Here is a 15,139-nt window from a genome sequence, read left to right as displayed (position 1 = left end):
CTAGAGGGGGGATCGGCGGAAGCCGGTCCCCCCGGCCATTTAAACGTTCTGTTTCATGACCGTTTCCGGAGGAGGAAACATGGTGATGTCTGCACCCTTGAGGGAGGGGACAGCTTTGGACGACCTCAACGCGCTGGCGCTTGGCGCCACCGACCAGATCACGATCGAGACCGAGCGGCTGCTGCTGCGGCCGCTGCGCGTGTCCGATGCCGGGCTGATCGCCCATTACACCGCCGATCGCCGCGTGGCCGAGGGCACGCGCGCCATCCCCCATCCGCTGCCCCCCGGCGCAGCCGAGGGTTTCGTGGCCCGCGCCTTGGCCGCCGACCGGCGCGAGGATGTCTGGGCCATCGACGGCTCGCACAGCCAGCTGGCCGAGCTGTTGGGCGTCGTGTCGCTGACCCGGATGGAGGGCGACCAGTCCGAGCTGGGCTTCTGGGTCGGTGCCGGCTTCTGGAATACGGGCTTCGCGACCGAGGCCGTCGCGGGGCTGGTCGCGGCCAACCCGCATGGCTCGCGCACGCTTTTCGCCGAGGCGTTTCAGGACAATCCCGGCTCGGCCCGGGTGCTGACCAATTGCGGCTTCGTCTATCTGGGCGATGCCGAAAGCTGGTCGGTCGCGCGCAATGCCCGCGTGCCGACCTGGACCTATCTGCGCAAGATGGGCTGACGGGCCTGCGGGCCGATGGCAGGGGGCTCTCGCGCCCCCTCTTGCCCGTGCCGGGCAATTCACCCCCGAGGATATTTGCACCAAGGCAAATGCGCGGGTGGGGATTGAATCCGGGCGCGGGCGGCTTAGCTTTCGGGGATGAGTGAGCACATTCCCTATTCGCTTCTGGATCTGTCGCCGGTGCCCGAGGGGCAGGATGCGCGGCAGGCGATCCTGAACAGCGTCGATCTGGCGCGCCATGCCGAGAGCTGGGGCTATCGCCGCTTCTGGCTGGCCGAGCATCACAACATGCCGGGCATCGCCTCGGCCGCGACCGCCGTGCTGATCGGGCAGGTCGCGCAGGCGACCGAGCGCATGCGGGTGGGTGCGGGCGGGATCATGCTGCCCAATCATGCGCCGCTGACCGTGGCAGAGGCCTTCGGCACGCTGGCGACGATCTTTCCGGGGCGCATCGATCTGGGTCTGGGTCGTGCGCCGGGCGGGGACGGGGCGGTGATCCGCGCCTTGCGCCGCGATCCGATGGCCGACAGCTTTCCGCAGGATGTGGTCGAGCTGATCTCGTATCTGGGGGATGAGCGGCCCGGGGCGGCGGTGCGCGCCCTGCCGGGCGAGGGAACGCATGTGCCCGTCTGGATCCTGGGCAGCAGCCTCTTCGGGGCGCAGCTGGCCGCGCATCTGGGCCTGCCCTATGCCTTTGCCAGCCATTTCGCGCCCGACGATCTGGAGCGCGCGCTGGCGGTCTATCGCGCGCAATTCCGGCCTTCGCGCCATGCCGAGCGCCCCCAAGCCATCATGGCGATCAACGTCTTCGCCGCCCCGACGCAGGCCGAGGCCGAGCGGTTGCGGACCACGATGCAGCTGGCCTTTGCCCGGCTTCGCAGCGGGCAGCCCGGCAAGCTGCCCCGGCCGGTCGACGATATCGATGCTGCCATAGGCGCCGGGATGCGTCAGGCCGTGGATCGCGCACTGCGGATCAGCGCGGTGGGGGATCCGGGCTCGGTCAGGCAGCAGCTGGCCGATCTGATCGCGCGGCACAGTCCCGACGAGATCATCCTGACCGGGCAGATCCACGACCACGCGGCACGGCTGCGCAGTTTCGAGATCGCGGCCGGGATCCTGTCGGAGATGCCCGCTGCGCAGGCCGCCTAGCCCGCGCAGATCTGCTGCAGCGCGATCCATTGCGGATCGGTCAGCAGGTCCGCCGGGGCAATGTCGCCGCGGCGCAGCGGGTCGCCCTCGATCAGGGGCAGGACCGAGGCGCCGGTGGGATCGATGCTGAGCGCATAGGGTTCCGAAGGCAGGCCCCGATCGGCCAGCGCCGACAGGAGCGGCGCGGTTTCCGGGCGGGGCAGGGGCTGGGACAGAAGCGTCTCGCCATAGCCCTCCATCGCCTCGCGCGGCAGCGCGCCGAGCGTCCAGAGCCGCAGCACCGCACCAAGTCCCGCATGGCGCAGGGCGGCCAGACGGATCTGGGTCTCGGTCTCGGCCAGCGAGGCGGCGACCAGATGAGCGGCCGGCCCTTCGGGTGCGGGCGCGGCCAGCAGCAGGTCGCCCCCTAAAGCATAGACCCCGCCCGGCAGCCGCCTTGCGCCGTTCAGGGGGCCCGGGATCACCTTGATCACGGCCTCGGAGCCGACAAGGCGCGGCGCCAGCCAGTCCAGCACGGCCTGACCCGAGGCGCGGGTGCAGACCGCGCCGCCGCTGCGCTCCATATCGGCCAGCACGGCCAGTCCGATCTGGCGGGCCTGCGCGGGCGGCGCGATGTTGGCGGCGTGGCGGATCAGCGCATCGGGCAGCCAGAAGACCGCCCCCGCGACCATCACTGTCGCCGCCAGCAGCGTCAGCGCACCGCGAAGTCGCCCCGGATGGGCGCGATGGGCGGCGATCGCCTCCTGCACCCGCTCGATCGCGTCGATCATCAGCGGGTCGTCGATCTCGACGATCTCGTCGGGTGTGTCATGGGTGGGGGTGTAGATCGCGGGTGTCTGGCCGGGGTTGAGCCGGGCCACCGCCGGCAGCGACCAATGGGTCAGCGGGCGGTCGGATTTGGGATCGGACAGGGTCAGCGTCGCCTCGCCGACCGAGACGATCACCTCGCGCAATCGGGCATCGGGCGTCTCGCGCCAGGCGCCTTGCGCCTCAAGCCGTTGAAACTGTTTCAGCGCTGTCATCGGTCCGGATCTGCCCTGCCTTCTCCAGACCATAGCGCAGGGTCCGGGGGCGTCAATCGCACCCCCGTGCCCGACCTGGTGCCTTGTCGGTCAGACCGTGTCGGCCTCGGCGATCCGCATGCCCTTTTCGCGGGCGAGGCCGCGCATCCGGTCCTGAAGTTTCTCGAAGGCGCGCACCTCGATCTGGCGGATCCGCTCGCGCGACACGCCGTAGCGGGTGGACAGGTCCTCCAGCGTCATCGGCTCGTCGCGCAGGCGGCGTTCCATCAGGATGTCGCGCTCGCGTTCGTTCAACGCATCCATCGCTGCGATGAGCATCTGGCGGCGGGCATCCAGTTCCTCGGATTCGGCATAGGCGCTGGCCTGATCGGCATCCTCGTCCTCCAGCCAGTCCTGCCATTGCGCAGCCGATTCGCCGTCGCCCGACCCCACCGTCGCGTTCAGCGAGGCATCGCCGCCCGACAGGCGGCGGTTCATCTCGATCACTTCCTGTTCGGTGACGTTCAGGTCATGGGCGATCTGGGCGACGTTTTCGGGGCGCAGGTCGCCATCCTCCAGCGCGCCGATGCGCGACTTGGCCTTGCGCAGGTTGAAGAACAGCTTCTTCTGCGCGCTTGTCGTGCCCATCTTCACCAGCGACCAAGATCGCAGGATGTATTCCTGGATCGAGGCGCGGATCCACCACATCGCATAGGTGGCCAGACGGAAGCCCTTTTCCGGGTCGAAGCGCTTGACCGCCTGCATCAGGCCGACATTCGCCTCGGAGATGACTTCGGCCTGGGGCAGGCCGTAGCCGCGATAGCCCATCGCGATTTTGGCGGCCAGACGCAGGTGGCTGGTCACCAGACGATGCGCGGCCTCGCTGTCCTGATGATCGGCCCAGGCTTTCGCCAGCATATACTCCTCCTCGGGTTGCAGGAGGGGGAATTTGCGGATCTCTTGCAGATAGCGGTTCAGCCCCTGTTCTGGGCTGGGCGCCGGAAGGTTGCTGTAACTTGCCATCGTTCGGGCCTTTCAAGGATCGAGAAAAACGCCGCCGGACACGCATCGGTTCCCCGATCGGCCGGGACGGGTCAGGGATAGATTGAGTGATTTCGACAGGTTTGTAATCCGAAATCGGCTCACGTTCACGTCAAGGCGGCACGTCAAGCCGTCACTCAGAGGGCTGCCCGCGCAGCGCGGCCAGAAGATCGGCCATGTCCTGCGGCAGCGGGCTGTCGAAGGCCATGTCCTGCCCCGTGACCGGATGCACAAAGCCCAGATGCGCGGCGTGAAGCGCCTGGCGCGGGAAGGCCGAGACCGCATCCGCCGCAGGACCAAGCGCCCTGACCGAGGCCTTGCGCGCCCCGCCATAGACCGGATCGCCGATCAGCCCCAGTCCGGCATGGGCCATATGCACCCGGATCTGGTGCGTCCGCCCGGTTTCCAGCCGGCATTCGACCAGCATGGCCGAGGGCGGATGGCCAAAAGCCTCGATCAGCCGGGCGCGGGTGATGGCGTGGCGGCCCTTGTCGAAATGGACCGCCTGTTTCTGGCGATCGGTCGGGTGGCGGTCCAAATGGGTGGCGATGCGCAGGACATGGCCGGGTTCGAAACTGACACCGCGCGTGCCGCGCAGGCGCGGATCGGTAGGGTCGATCACGCCATGGGCCAGCGCCAGATACAGGCGGCGCGCGCTGTGCGCCTCGAACTGCGCGGCAAGGCCGTGATGGGCGCGGTCGGATTTGGCCACGACCAGCAGGCCGGACGTGTCCTTGTCGATCCGGTGGACGATGCCCGGCCGTCTTTCGCCGCCGATCCCCGACAGCGATTCGCCGCAATGGGCCAGCAGCGCGTTGACCAGCGTGCCCGAGGGGCTGCCCGGCGCGGGATGGACCACCATCCCCGCAGGCTTGTCGATCACGATCAGGTCATCGTCCTCATGCGCGATGCTCAGCGGGATCGCCTCGGGGCGGGTCTCGACCTCGGCAGGGGCGGTCAGGGCGATGCGGTATTCCTCGCCGCCCGCCACGCGCGCCTTGACGTCGCGGGCCGGTCCCGACGGGCCGGTGACGGCGCCCTCGATGATCAGGCGGGCCAGACGCGACCGCGACAGGGCGGCTTCCTCTGGCACAGCCAGCGCAAGCGCCTTATCAAGCCGTTCGGGCGGGTTCTCGGGGATCGTGACGACAAGGATGGACATGGGACGGGACGATAGCGACTGGAAGGCCGAGGCGAAAGCGGTTCCCGAACTGCGCTTTCTCAAGACGCTGGTGACCGGGCTGGCGCTGGTGATGGGGCTGGGGATGGTCGCGGTCGTGGCGCTGTTGTGGCTGCGTCTGGGCCAGCCGGCCCAGCCCGGCCTGCCGGAACTGCCCGACAGCGTGCAATTGCCCGAGGGCGCAAGCCCGGCCGCCGTCACCTTTGCCCGCGACTGGCTGGTGGTCGTGACCGAGACGGGCGAGGTCCTGCTTTACGACCGCGCAGGCGAACTGCACGGCCGCACCCCGATCGATCAGGCGCCCTGAGCGGGCGTCGCAGGCTTTTCCAGCGCGTCCAGCCGGGCCTTCAGCTCGGCATTCTCGGTGCGGGCCTTGATCGCCATTTCGCGCACGGCCTCGAATTCCTCGCGGGTGACGAAATCGCGCTCGGCCAGCCAGCGGTCGATCCAGCCCTTCATGGCGGTCTCGGCTTCGGACCGGGCGCCCTGCGCCACGCCCATGGCATTGGTCATCAGCTTCGAGATGTCGTCGAAAAAGCGGTTCTGCGTCGTCATGGCTGGCCTCGTATCCTGAACTTGCCCTCTATATGGTCCGGGCAGGGGCGCGGTTCAATGCGGCTTTCGCGGACGCCTTGCGGTTGACACCGCTTGTCCGGCCGATAGCGTGCGCGCCAGAATCCAGCCCGAGGCCCCATGATCCCCTTTCCGCAGATATCCCCCGAGATCTTCACGCTGAACCTTGGCGGGCTGTCGCTGTCGCTGCGCTGGTATGCGCTGGCCTATATCGTCGGCCTGATCCTGGGCTGGCGGCTGATCGTGTCGATGATGCGCCGCCCGGCGATCTGGGGCGGGCGGGCGCCCTGCGCGCCCGAGAGGGTGGACGACCTGCTGACCTGGGTGATCCTTGGGGTCATCGTCGGCGGCAGGCTGGGCTTCGTGCTGTTCTACGACCCCGCCTATTACCTGGCCAATCCCGCGCAGATCCCGATGGTCTGGCAGGGCGGGATGAGCTTTCACGGCGGCTTTGCCGGGGTGATCGTCGCATCCTGGCTGTGGGCGCGGCGGAACGGGGTGCCGATCCTGCCCCTGGCGGATGCGATGGCGGTCGTGGCGCCGATCGGCATCTTCTTCGGCCGGGTGGCGAATTTCATCAATGCCGAACTGTGGGGCCGCCCGACCGACCTGCCCTGGGGCGTGATCTTCCCCGGCCCCGCCGCGCAGGACTGCCCCGGCATCATCGGACCCTGCGCGCGCCATCCCAGCCAGCTTTACGAGGCGGGCCTCGAGGGGCTGCTGCTGGGTCTGATCCTGCTGCTGCTGGTCCGCGCGGGCGGGCTGCGCCGTCCGGGGCTGGCCTTCGGGGTGTTCCTGGCGGGCTACGGCCTGGCGCGCATGTTCGTCGAGATCTTCCGCGTGGCCGACGCGCAGTTCATCACGCCCGACAACCCGCTTGGCCATGTGATCGGCGGGCCGGTGATCGGACTGACGATGGGGCAGGTCCTGTCGCTGCCGATGGTCCTGATCGGGCTGGCGCTGATCTGGCAGGCGCGGCGCCGCGCGCCGGTGGGCAGCCCGGGCGCATGACGCCTCTGGCCGGGATCATCGCCGCGCGCATCCGCGCCACCGGGCCGATCACGCTGGCCGATTATATGCAGATCTGCCTGCTGGACAGCCGCCACGGCTATTACGCCACGCGCGATCCCTTTGGCGCTGCGGGCGATTTCACCACCGCGCCCGAAATCCACCAGCTTTACGGAGAGCTTTGCGGCCTTGCCTTGGCGCAGGCCTGGATGGATCAGGGCAGCCCCGCGCCCTGTCTGCTGGCCGAGCCGGGGCCGGGGCGGGGCACGCTGATGGCCGATATGCGCCGCGCGATCCGCGTGGCTCCGGGCATGACCGAGGCCGCGCAGATCGCGCTTGTCGAGGCCTCGCCCCATCTGCGGCAGGTCCAGCGCGACCGTCTGGGGCCGGTCCTGCATCTTGACCGGATCGAGGATCTGCCGTCCAAGCCCTTGTTCCTGATGGCGAACGAATTTCTGGACGCATTGCCGATCCGGCAGTTCCAGATGACCGGCGAAGGCTGGCGCGAACGCATGGTCGGGCTGGACGCCGACGGCCGTCTGGCGATGGGGCTGGGGCCGGTGGTCGACCTGCCGCGCAGGGGCCACGCCGGCGAGATCGTCGAGGATTGCCCCGCCGCCGTCGCCGCGATCGAGGCCATCGCCCGCCATATCGCGCGCCATGGGGGGGCGGCGATCCTGGTCGATTACGGCGGCTGGGACGGGCGCGGCGACACGTTCCAGGCGCTGCGCGGCCATGCGCCGGACGATCCGCTGGCCCATCCGGGCGAGGCGGACCTGACCGCCCATGTCGACTTTGCCCCTCTTGCCGCTGCCGCGATCCGGGCGGGGGCGGTCGTCTCGCGGATGGGGCGGCAGGGCGACTGGCTGCTGGCGCTTGGCGCCGAGGCGCGGGCGCGCCGTCTGGCGCAGGCGGGCGACGCCGGGGCGATGGTCGCGCTTCGGCGCTTGACCCATGAAGGTGAAATGGGTCACCTGTTCAAGACCCTTGCAATCTGGCCGAAAGGGGCGCCTCCGGTCCCCGGCTTCGAGGCGCTGACACGTCATGCAGACGACGCTTGAGATCCTGACCCATCCGCTGCTGTCGCCGGTCCGGCACGGCTTTTTCACGCGCAAGGGGGGCGCCTCGTCGGGGCTGTTCTCGGGGCTGAATTGCGGGCGGAGATCCAGCGATCAGAGCGACATGGTCCAGGTCAACCGCGCCCGCGTGGCCGTGGCGATGGGGGTCGAGCCCGCCTGTCTGGCCACGGTGAAGCAGGTTCATTCCGCCGATGTGGTGACGCTGGCGCCGGACGACGATCTGGAAAGTGTCAAGGAAATCAACGCGGACGGTCTGGTCACGGCGCGGCGCGACGTGGCCATCGCGGTGCTGACCGCCGATTGCCAGCCGATCCTGCTGGCCGATCCGGCGGCGGGCGTGGTGGGGGCCTGCCATGCGGGCTGGCGCGGCGCATTGGCGGGCGTGATCGAGGCGACGGTCGCGGCGATGCGCGATCTGGGCGCGACCGAAATCCGCGCGGTGATCGGCCCCACGATCAGCCAGCGCAATTACGAGGTGGGCGACGCGTTCATGGACGAGTTCCTGGCCGAAGACCCTGAATCGGAACGTTTCTTCAGCGGCGGCCCCAAGGGAAGCCCGCATTTTGACCTGCCGGGCTTCGGCCTGAAGCGCCTGCGCGAGGCCGGGGTCGAGGCGGAATGGTCGCGCCATTGCACCTATGCCGATCCCGACCGCTTCTTCAGCTATCGCCGCGCCACGCATGAGGGGCAGGCCGATTACGGCCGCCTGATCAGCGCCATCGCCCTGTGACGCGCAACGCCTGCGGGCGTTGCATGGCGGCACCGCGCAACGGGCTGGCGCAGGCCGGGGCGGAAAATGCCAGCAATTGCCGGAAAAAGTGCCGCACGGTGCGTGCACGGCAGGGGCACGGGGCGTGCACCGGACGTGCACCGCTTGCGAACGCTGTTGCGGGCTGTCGGCCTCAGCCGGCTTCGCGGGCGCGTTCCTCCACGACCTCGAAGGGGACGGCGGGTTCCGTCTTGGCGGCGCGGATCACCAGCGAGGTCTTGACGCTGGCCACGTTCGGCGCGGCGGTCAGCGCCTCGGTCAGGAAGCGCTGGAAGCTGGACAGGTCGGGCGAGATGCATTTCAGGATGAAGTCGATCTCTCCGTTCAGCATGTGGCATTCGCGGACCATCGGCCAATCCTTCACGAGCGATTCGAAGGCGGCCAGGTCGCGTTCCGATTGCGAGGCCAGGCGCACCATCGCGAAGACCTGCACCTCGAGCCCCAGTTCGCGGGCGTCGATACGGGCGTGATAGCCGCGGATATAGCCCAGTTCCTCCAGCGTGCGGACGCGGCGCAGGCAGGGCGGGGCCGAGATGCCGACCCGCCGCGCCAGTTCCACATTGGTCATGCGGCCATCGGCCTGCAATTCGGCCAGAATCTTGCGGTCGATGTCGTCAAGGCGGGCGCCAGCCATTCCGGGCTCTTTCGTTCTGTTCGTTCTGGGCGTGGCCGAACGCTACAATGAGCCCCCCTTGCGCGCAATATTCTTTCGCCGCCGGGCGGTCCGTTGAAGTCCGGGCCGTAAGGGGCTACCTGATGCACAAACGGGAAACGGGGCGCAAGATGAGTGACGCTATGCATGTCAAACTTCTGATCGTGGGGTCTGGGCCTGCGGGCTACACGGCGGCGGTCTATGCCGCGCGGGCCATGCTGAACCCCATGCTGATCCAGGGCATGCAGCCCGGCGGGCAGCTGACGATCACCACCGAGGTCGAGAACTGGCCCGGCGAGGTCGAGATCCAGGGCCCCGAACTGATGGTCAAGATGGAAGCCCATGCCCGCGCGATGGGTGCCGATATCGTGACCGACATGGTCACGAAGCTGGATCTGGGCCGGCGCCCCTTTGTCGCGGAATGCGACAGCGGGCGCGTGGTCACGGCGGATGCGGTGATCCTGGCCACCGGCGCGCAGGCACGCTGGCTGGGCCTGCCCTCGGAGGAGAAGTTCAAGGGCTTCGGCGTCAGCGCCTGCGCGACCTGCGACGGCTTCTTCTATCGCAACCGCGAAGTGGTGGTGATCGGAGGCGGCAACACCGCCGTCGAGGAGGCGCTTTTCCTGACCAAGTTCGCCAGCAAGGTGACGCTGGTCCATCGCCGCGATAGCCTGCGCGCCGAGAAGATCCTGCAGGCGCGGCTGTTCAAGCATCCGCAGGTCGAGGTCATCTGGAACCACGAACTGACCGAGGTGACGGGGGTCGACAGCCCGATGGGCGTCACCGGGGCGGTGCTGCGCTCGACGGTCGATGGCAGCACGCGGACGCTGGCCGCCGACGGGGTCTTCGTGGCGATCGGCCATGCCCCGGCCAGCGAATTGGTCAAGGACCAGCTGGAACTGCACAATGGCGGCTATGTGAAGGTCGAGCCGGGCAGCACGCGCACCTCGATCCCGGGTGTCTTTGCGGCGGGCGACCTGACCGACCATGTCTATCGTCAGGCCGTGACCAGCGCCGGGATGGGCTGCATGGCCGCGCTGGATGCCGAGCATTACCTGGCGGCCCTGGGCGAGGTCGAGCCCGCGCCGCAGGGCGTGGTGGCGACGGTCTGAGGATCGTTAAACTCGTCCGCGTTTGGGGCTTGGGATCCGGGCGTTCAGGCGCCTAGAATGCGGGGATGACGAATGCCGCAACGCCCCATCGCCTGGGGGTCAGGGCTCCGGTCCTGATCCTGCCCGATCTGTTCGAGCCCGCCCTGTGCGCCGCGCTGATCGCCGCCTATGACGCGGCGGGGGGCGAGATGTCGGGCTTCATGGTGGTCGAGGACGGGCGCACGGTGGGGCGCCACGATCCGGCGCACAAGGTGCGGCGCGACCATGTGGTGAGCGATCCGGCGATGATCGCCACGATCCAGTCGCGCATCGTCGCGCGCGTGGTGCCGGCGATCCGCGCCTGCCATCATTTCCCCGTCACGCGGATGGAGCGTTATCTGGTCGCCTGCTACGACGCGGCCGAGGGCGGGCATTTCCGCGCCCATCGCGACAACACGACGCCGGGCACCGCGCATCGGCGCTTTGCGCTGTCGGTCAATCTGGGCGGCGATTTCGAGGGGGGCGCGCTGAGCTTTCCGGAATTCTCGGACGAGCGGTTCAGGGCGCCGCCCGGCGCGGGGATCGTCTTTTCGTGCAGCCTGCTGCATCAGGTCGATCCGGTCACGCGCGGGCGGCGCTATGCGTTCCTGCCATTTCTCTATGACGACGCCGCCGCCGAGATCCGGCGGCGGCATCAGGCCGCCGAGGCGGCCGGTGCGGGATAGGCCCGGATCAGTAGCGCGTGCGCGAGCGTTCGCGCGAGGGCAGGTTCCCCGCGTGATCCAGCGCGCCCGACGGAGCGGTGTTGCGTTCGGTCGCGGCCATGCCGGCCTTGCCGTCGCTGGCATCGGGGTCCGAGGGGTGCAGCGGCGCGCCGTCCTCTTTCATCGCGCTGTCGCGGCGGCCCTCGTTCGCCATGGCCTGCGCCTTGCGGGTCAGTTCGGCCTGGCTTTCCTCGCCATGGGCGCCCTCGGTGACGGGATCGCCATGCTCTCCGCCGCGGCGCTCGCGTTCGTCCATCGCGCGGTCCAGCGCCTCGGACAGGAAATCGTGCTTGCTGATCGTGCCGTGATTGCTGCTGGCGATGGTCGCACCGGCGGGGGCCTGCTTGCCGCGCGCCTCGCGGCCCTGGCGGTCGCCGATGTCGCGGGCGCGGTTGCGGCGCTCGCGCAGGCGCGAGATCAGGTCGCCAAGCTCGCGGTCGCTCAGCCCGGCCAGCACCGGGTTGCGCGCCATGTCGGCCAGTTCCTGTTCGTCACGCGACAGGGCGCGCAGTTCGGCGGGGCTGGCGGCTTCGTGGGGTTGGGCGTCACGGGTCATGGCGTGCCTCCTTTTTCGGTGGGTTGTCCATCAACGGCCCAGACGGGGCGAAGTTCCTGCAAGGCCATGACGCTTTGCGGCCACAGGTCGGCTCGAGGCGTTTTCCCAAGGTTGAATATCGCTTTCGACCGCGCTAGAGCGATTCCGACGCGTGTCGGCCCGTGGGGTGGCGCGCAATCGCTGTTTTCCGTGGCAATATCCGAGTCGAAGAGATGACCAATCCGAACCACTTGCCGATCCCCGAGCTTTTCGTCTCGGCCGATGCCGCCCTTGCGCTGAAGGACGAGGCGGGCGCGATGCCCAGCTGGGACCTGACCGCGCGCCAGATCTGCGATCTGGAGCTGCTGATGAATGGCGGCTTCAACCCGCTGAAGGGTTTTCTGACCGAGGCCGATTACGACGGCGTGGTCGAGAACATGCGTCTCGAATCGGGCGCGTTGTGGCCGATGCCGATCACGCTGGATGTCAGCGAGAAATTCGCCGAAGGGCTTGAGCCGGGCACCGACATCGCCCTGCGCGACCAGGAGGGCGTGATCCTGGCGATCATGTCCGTCACCGACAAATGGGTGCCGAACAAGGCGCGCGAGGCCGAGAAGGTCTTCGGCGCCGACGATCTGGCCCATCCGGCCGTGAACTACCTGCACAATGTCGCGGGTCCGGTCTATCTGGGCGGCCCGATCAAGGGTCTGCAGGCGCCGACGCATTACGATTTCCGCGCCCGCCGCAACACGCCGAACGAATTGCGCGCGATGTTCAAGAAGCTGAACTGGCAGCGCGTCGTGGTCTTCCAGACCCGCAACCCGCTGCACCGCGCCCATCAGGAGCTGACCTTCCGCGCCGCCCGCGAGGCGCAGGCCAACCTGATGATCCACCCGGTCGTCGGCATGACCAAGCCCGGCGACGTGGACCATTTCACCCGCGTGCGCTGCTACGAGGCGGTGCTGGACAAGTATCCGGCCGCGACCACGACGCTGTCGCTTCTGAACCTGGCGATGCGCATGGCCGGCCCGCGCGAGGCGGTCTGGCATGGCCTGATCCGCAAGAACCACGGCGCCACGCATTTCATCGTCGGCCGCGACCATGCCGGCCCCGGCAAGAACAGCGCGGGCGTCGATTTCTACGGCCCTTATGACGCGCAGGAGCTGTTCAAGCAGCACCAGGACGAGATCGGCGTCGAGATGGTCGATTTCAAGCACATGGTCTATGTGCAGGAAAAGGCGCAATATTATCCCGCCAACGAGGTTCCCGAGGGCTGCACCGTGCTGGATATCAGCGGCACCGAACTGCGCCGCCGCCTGCGCGAGGGGCTGGACATCCCCGAATGGTTCAGCTTCCCCGAGGTCGTGACGCAGCTGCGCCGCACCTCGCCTCCGCGCGCCAAGCAGGGCTTCACGGTGTTCTTCACCGGCCTGTCGGGTTCGGGCAAGTCCACCGTCGCCAACGCGCTGATGGTCAAGCTGATGGAGATGGGCGGCCGGCCCGTGTCGTTGCTGGATGGCGACGTGGTCCGCAAGCATCTGTCGAGCGAGCTGGGCTTCTCGAAAGAGCATCGCGACATCAACATCAAGCGCATCGGCTATGTCGCGTCCGAGATCACCAAGAATGGCGGCATCGCGATCTGCGCGCCCATCGCGCCCTATACCGCGACGCGCCGCGCCGTGCGCGAGATGGTCGAGGCCGGCGGCGCCTTTGTCGAGGTGCATGTGGCCACCCCGATCGAGGAATGCGAGCGCCGTGACCGCAAGGGCCTCTACAAGCTGGCGCGCGAGGGCAAGATCAAGGAATTCACCGGCATCTCGGACCCTTACGAGGAACCGGCGAATCCCGAACTGCGGATCGACACCAGCAATATCGATGTGGACGGCGCCGCGCATCAGGTGCTGCTGAAGCTGGAGAGCATGGGTCTGATCGGTCTGGAGTGACCGGCCGGCTGAAATGAACGACGGCCCCGCCCCGGCGGGGCCGTTCCGCATCAGGGGGGACGGGATGGCGGGTTGGCGTTCATCGCTTGAGGTCTATGATCTGGCCAGCGGCACCTGCCGGGTGATCCTGCGCACGCCGCGCCTGATCGAGGCGCCGAACTGGCACCCCGACGGGTGGTTCCTGGTCAATGGCGAGGGGCGGCTGTGGCGCGCGGATGCGTCGGGGCTGGAGCCGATCCCGATGGATCTGGACGAACGCTGCAACAACGATCACGGCTTTCTGCCCGATGGCCGGATCGTGCTGTCCTCGCATGACGGCAGCGGCGCGGGGATCCATCTGCTGGAGAACGGCCGCACCACGCCGCTGGGCCTGCCGCGCCCCAGCTGGTGGCACGGGGCGCATGGGGCGCGGCTGACCTATGCCTGCGTCAGGGGCAGCGACCGGGTGGTGCGGATCGGAATTCTGGACATGGAAACGGGGCGCGAGACCGTGCTGACGCCGGGCATGGCGCATCATGACGGGCCGGATTTTTCGGCCTGTGGCGGCTTCATCTGGTTCAATTCGGACGAGACGGGCCATGCCCAGATCTGGCGGATGCGCGCCGATGGCAGCGAGGCGGCCCCGGTCTTCCGCGATGATGGTGTGAACTGGTTTCCCCATCCCTCGCCCTGCGGGAGGCATGTGCTTTACCTGGCCTATCCGCCCGGCACCGAGGGCCATCCCCGCGATCTGGACGTGGCGCTGTGGCTAATGGCGCCGGACGGGGGGAACCGGCGCCGTGTCGTCAGCCTGTTCGGCGGTCAGGGCAGCATCAACGTGCCCTGCTGGGCGCCCGACGGGCGGGCCTTTGCCTTCATGCGCTATGCGCCCGAGGCTAGTGGACGCTGACCGGCGTCAATTCGTTCTGGCGCGCCAGCATGAAGGCGAGGCTGCGCTGCTGCACGAGGGCCAGCCTTTCGCCATCCGTGTCATGGACGGCATACATGGCGTCCACGCCGGGAAGTTGGCTACGGATTTCCTGCGGCAGGGTCTCGGTCGCGATCTTGCGGATATAGACCGTGTTGGAAAGACGGTTGGCGGTGAATGCGATCTTGTTGTCCATCGTGATCCCCTTATTTGCGGCTGATCGGAATGGTCTGAACCACTTGTTCCGGTTGGGTGCGTCGAAGCTCGACATGTAGAAGGCCGTTTTCCATCGAGGCGCCGGTGACCTCGACCCCCTCGGCCAGCACGAAGCTGCGCTGAAAGGCGCGGGCGGCGATGCCGCGATGCAGATAGACGCGCTTGTCGTCGGTCTCGGCATTGCGGCCACGGATGACCAGTTGACGATCCTCGGTGGTGACGCTCAGCTCGGCCTCGGAAAAGCCGGCCACGGCCAGGGTGATGCGGAACCCGTCCGGGGCGATATGCTCGATATTGTAGGGCGGATAACCCTCGGCGCCCTTGGCGGCGCGCTCGACCATGCGTTCCAGCTGGTCGAAACCCAGAAGATAAGGGTGCGACCCCAGCGACATCTTCGTCATCTCAGCCCTCTCGTCAAAGCGACTGTGCATCCAGGGGCCCCGAAGCGGCGGCCCCGTCCGCAGGATATGGAAATCCTGTCAGGGATTTGCAAGATGCCCGCCTAGTTCGCGGAAATGTCGGTTTCCATTAACAGCGGCGCAATGTCGCGCTATAGTGGAG

Annotated in this window: 18 protein-coding genes; 10 read left to right on the top strand and 8 right to left on the bottom strand. The window is 68.1% G+C overall.

The genetic code is table 11. The features are described 5' to 3' along the window. Positions 1-115 precede the first annotated feature (115 nt). Together QAR72_RS03285 and QAR72_RS03280 are read left to right on the top strand one after the other, a co-directional pair. Complete coding sequence (locus QAR72_RS03285; protein ID WP_304615932.1) at positions 116-670, top strand: GNAT family N-acetyltransferase; 555 nt, start codon at positions 116-118, stop codon at positions 668-670. 150 nt (positions 671-820) lie between these two features. Continuing rightward, positions 821-1,819 carry an LLM class flavin-dependent oxidoreductase gene (locus QAR72_RS03280; RefSeq protein WP_304615961.1) on the top strand — a complete coding sequence of 333 codons (999 nt, stop codon included), beginning with the start codon at positions 821-823 and terminating at the stop codon, positions 1,817-1,819. Here the strand turns inward: QAR72_RS03280 and QAR72_RS03275 are convergent. The 3 genes from QAR72_RS03275 to QAR72_RS03265 form a co-directional block, all read right to left on the bottom strand. Next, positions 1,816-2,841 (bottom strand): hypothetical protein, encoded by a 1,026-nt coding sequence (locus QAR72_RS03275; RefSeq protein ID WP_304615931.1) that lies wholly within the window; start codon positions 2,839-2,841, stop codon positions 1,816-1,818. The two genes, QAR72_RS03280 and QAR72_RS03275, sit on opposite strands and share 4 nt — an antisense overlap. Before the next feature lie 90 nt (positions 2,842-2,931). Then, positions 2,932-3,843 (bottom strand): RNA polymerase sigma factor RpoH, encoded by a 912-nt coding sequence (gene rpoH, locus QAR72_RS03270; RefSeq protein WP_304615930.1) that lies wholly within the window; start codon positions 3,841-3,843, stop codon positions 2,932-2,934. Positions 3,844-3,994: 151 nt separating this feature from the next. Next, positions 3,995-5,023 carry an RluA family pseudouridine synthase gene (locus QAR72_RS03265; RefSeq protein ID WP_304615929.1) on the bottom strand — a complete coding sequence of 343 codons (1,029 nt, stop codon included), beginning with the start codon at positions 5,021-5,023 and terminating at the stop codon, positions 3,995-3,997. Here QAR72_RS03265 and QAR72_RS03260 point away from each other — a divergent pair. Then, complete coding sequence (locus tag QAR72_RS03260; RefSeq protein ID WP_304615928.1) at positions 5,022-5,348, top strand: DUF6476 family protein; 327 nt, start codon at positions 5,022-5,024, stop codon at positions 5,346-5,348. The two genes, QAR72_RS03265 and QAR72_RS03260, sit on opposite strands and share 2 nt — an antisense overlap. Here QAR72_RS03260 and QAR72_RS03255 read toward each other — a convergent pair. Further along, a complete protein-coding gene (locus tag QAR72_RS03255; protein ID WP_304615927.1) occupies positions 5,336-5,596 on the bottom strand; it encodes an accessory factor UbiK family protein in 261 nt (86 codons plus the stop codon). The two genes, QAR72_RS03260 and QAR72_RS03255, sit on opposite strands and share 13 nt — an antisense overlap. A gap of 138 nt (positions 5,597-5,734) precedes the next feature. Here QAR72_RS03255 and lgt point away from each other — a divergent pair, with 138 nt between their 5' ends. The 3 genes from lgt to pgeF are packed head-to-tail and all read left to right on the top strand — an operon-like array spanning position 5,735 to position 8,431. After that, the gene (gene lgt / locus QAR72_RS03250) at positions 5,735-6,625 is read left to right on the top strand and encodes a prolipoprotein diacylglyceryl transferase (protein ID WP_304615926.1); all 891 of its coding nucleotides are present in this window, start codon (positions 5,735-5,737) and stop codon (positions 6,623-6,625) included. After that, positions 6,622-7,683, top strand: a complete 1,062-nt coding sequence (locus tag QAR72_RS03245) for a class I SAM-dependent methyltransferase (protein ID WP_304615925.1) — start codon at positions 6,622-6,624, stop codon at positions 7,681-7,683. Before lgt ends, QAR72_RS03245 begins: the two co-directional genes overlap by 4 nt. Continuing rightward, positions 7,667-8,431 carry a peptidoglycan editing factor PgeF gene (pgeF, locus tag QAR72_RS03240; protein WP_304615924.1) on the top strand — a complete coding sequence of 255 codons (765 nt, stop codon included), beginning with the start codon at positions 7,667-7,669 and terminating at the stop codon, positions 8,429-8,431. Before QAR72_RS03245 ends, pgeF begins: the two co-directional genes overlap by 17 nt. Positions 8,432-8,603: 172 nt before the next feature. Here the strand turns inward: pgeF and QAR72_RS03235 are convergent, their stop codons facing one another. After that, complete coding sequence (locus QAR72_RS03235; RefSeq protein ID WP_304615923.1) at positions 8,604-9,104, bottom strand: Lrp/AsnC family transcriptional regulator; 501 nt, start codon at positions 9,102-9,104, stop codon at positions 8,604-8,606. A 161-nt stretch (positions 9,105-9,265) separates the two neighbouring features. Here QAR72_RS03235 and trxB point away from each other — a divergent pair, with 161 nt between their 5' ends. Together trxB and QAR72_RS03225 are read left to right on the top strand one after the other, a co-directional pair. After that, positions 9,266-10,234, top strand: a complete 969-nt coding sequence (gene trxB / locus QAR72_RS03230; RefSeq protein ID WP_442953540.1) for a thioredoxin-disulfide reductase — start codon at positions 9,266-9,268, stop codon at positions 10,232-10,234. 65 nt (positions 10,235-10,299) lie between these two features. Beyond that, positions 10,300-10,938 (top strand): 2OG-Fe(II) oxygenase, encoded by a 639-nt coding sequence (locus tag QAR72_RS03225; protein ID WP_304615921.1) that lies wholly within the window; start codon positions 10,300-10,302, stop codon positions 10,936-10,938. A gap of 7 nt (positions 10,939-10,945) precedes the next feature. Here the strand turns inward: QAR72_RS03225 and QAR72_RS03220 are convergent, their stop codons facing one another. Continuing rightward, a complete protein-coding gene (locus QAR72_RS03220; protein WP_304615920.1) occupies positions 10,946-11,533 on the bottom strand; it encodes a hypothetical protein in 588 nt (195 codons plus the stop codon). Positions 11,534-11,745: 212 nt separating this feature from the next. Here QAR72_RS03220 and QAR72_RS03215 point away from each other — a divergent pair, with 212 nt between their 5' ends. Beyond that, the gene (locus tag QAR72_RS03215) at positions 11,746-13,455 is read left to right on the top strand and encodes a bifunctional sulfate adenylyltransferase/adenylylsulfate kinase (RefSeq protein WP_304615919.1); all 1,710 of its coding nucleotides are present in this window, start codon (positions 11,746-11,748) and stop codon (positions 13,453-13,455) included. Positions 13,456-13,519: 64 nt separating this feature from the next. Then, on the top strand, positions 13,520-14,344 hold the full coding sequence (locus QAR72_RS03210; RefSeq protein ID WP_304615918.1) for a TolB family protein: 825 nt from the start codon (positions 13,520-13,522) through the stop codon (positions 14,342-14,344). Here QAR72_RS03210 and QAR72_RS03205 read toward each other — a convergent pair. Continuing rightward, positions 14,331-14,558 carry a DUF1150 family protein gene (locus QAR72_RS03205; RefSeq protein ID WP_304615917.1) on the bottom strand — a complete coding sequence of 76 codons (228 nt, stop codon included), beginning with the start codon at positions 14,556-14,558 and terminating at the stop codon, positions 14,331-14,333. The genes QAR72_RS03210 and QAR72_RS03205 overlap by 14 nt on opposite strands. 10 nt (positions 14,559-14,568) lie before the next feature. Then, complete coding sequence (locus QAR72_RS03200; RefSeq protein WP_304615916.1) at positions 14,569-14,979, bottom strand: Hsp20 family protein; 411 nt, start codon at positions 14,977-14,979, stop codon at positions 14,569-14,571. Positions 14,980-15,139: the final 160 nt, after the last annotated feature.

Source organism: Paracoccus sp. (in: a-proteobacteria), from assembly GCF_030604785.1.
In the GTDB taxonomy this organism is placed as follows: domain Bacteria; phylum Pseudomonadota; class Alphaproteobacteria; order Rhodobacterales; family Rhodobacteraceae; genus Paracoccus.
The sequence above is the reverse complement of the archived record's forward strand: the minus strand, read 5'-3'. Positions and strand labels throughout refer to the sequence as shown.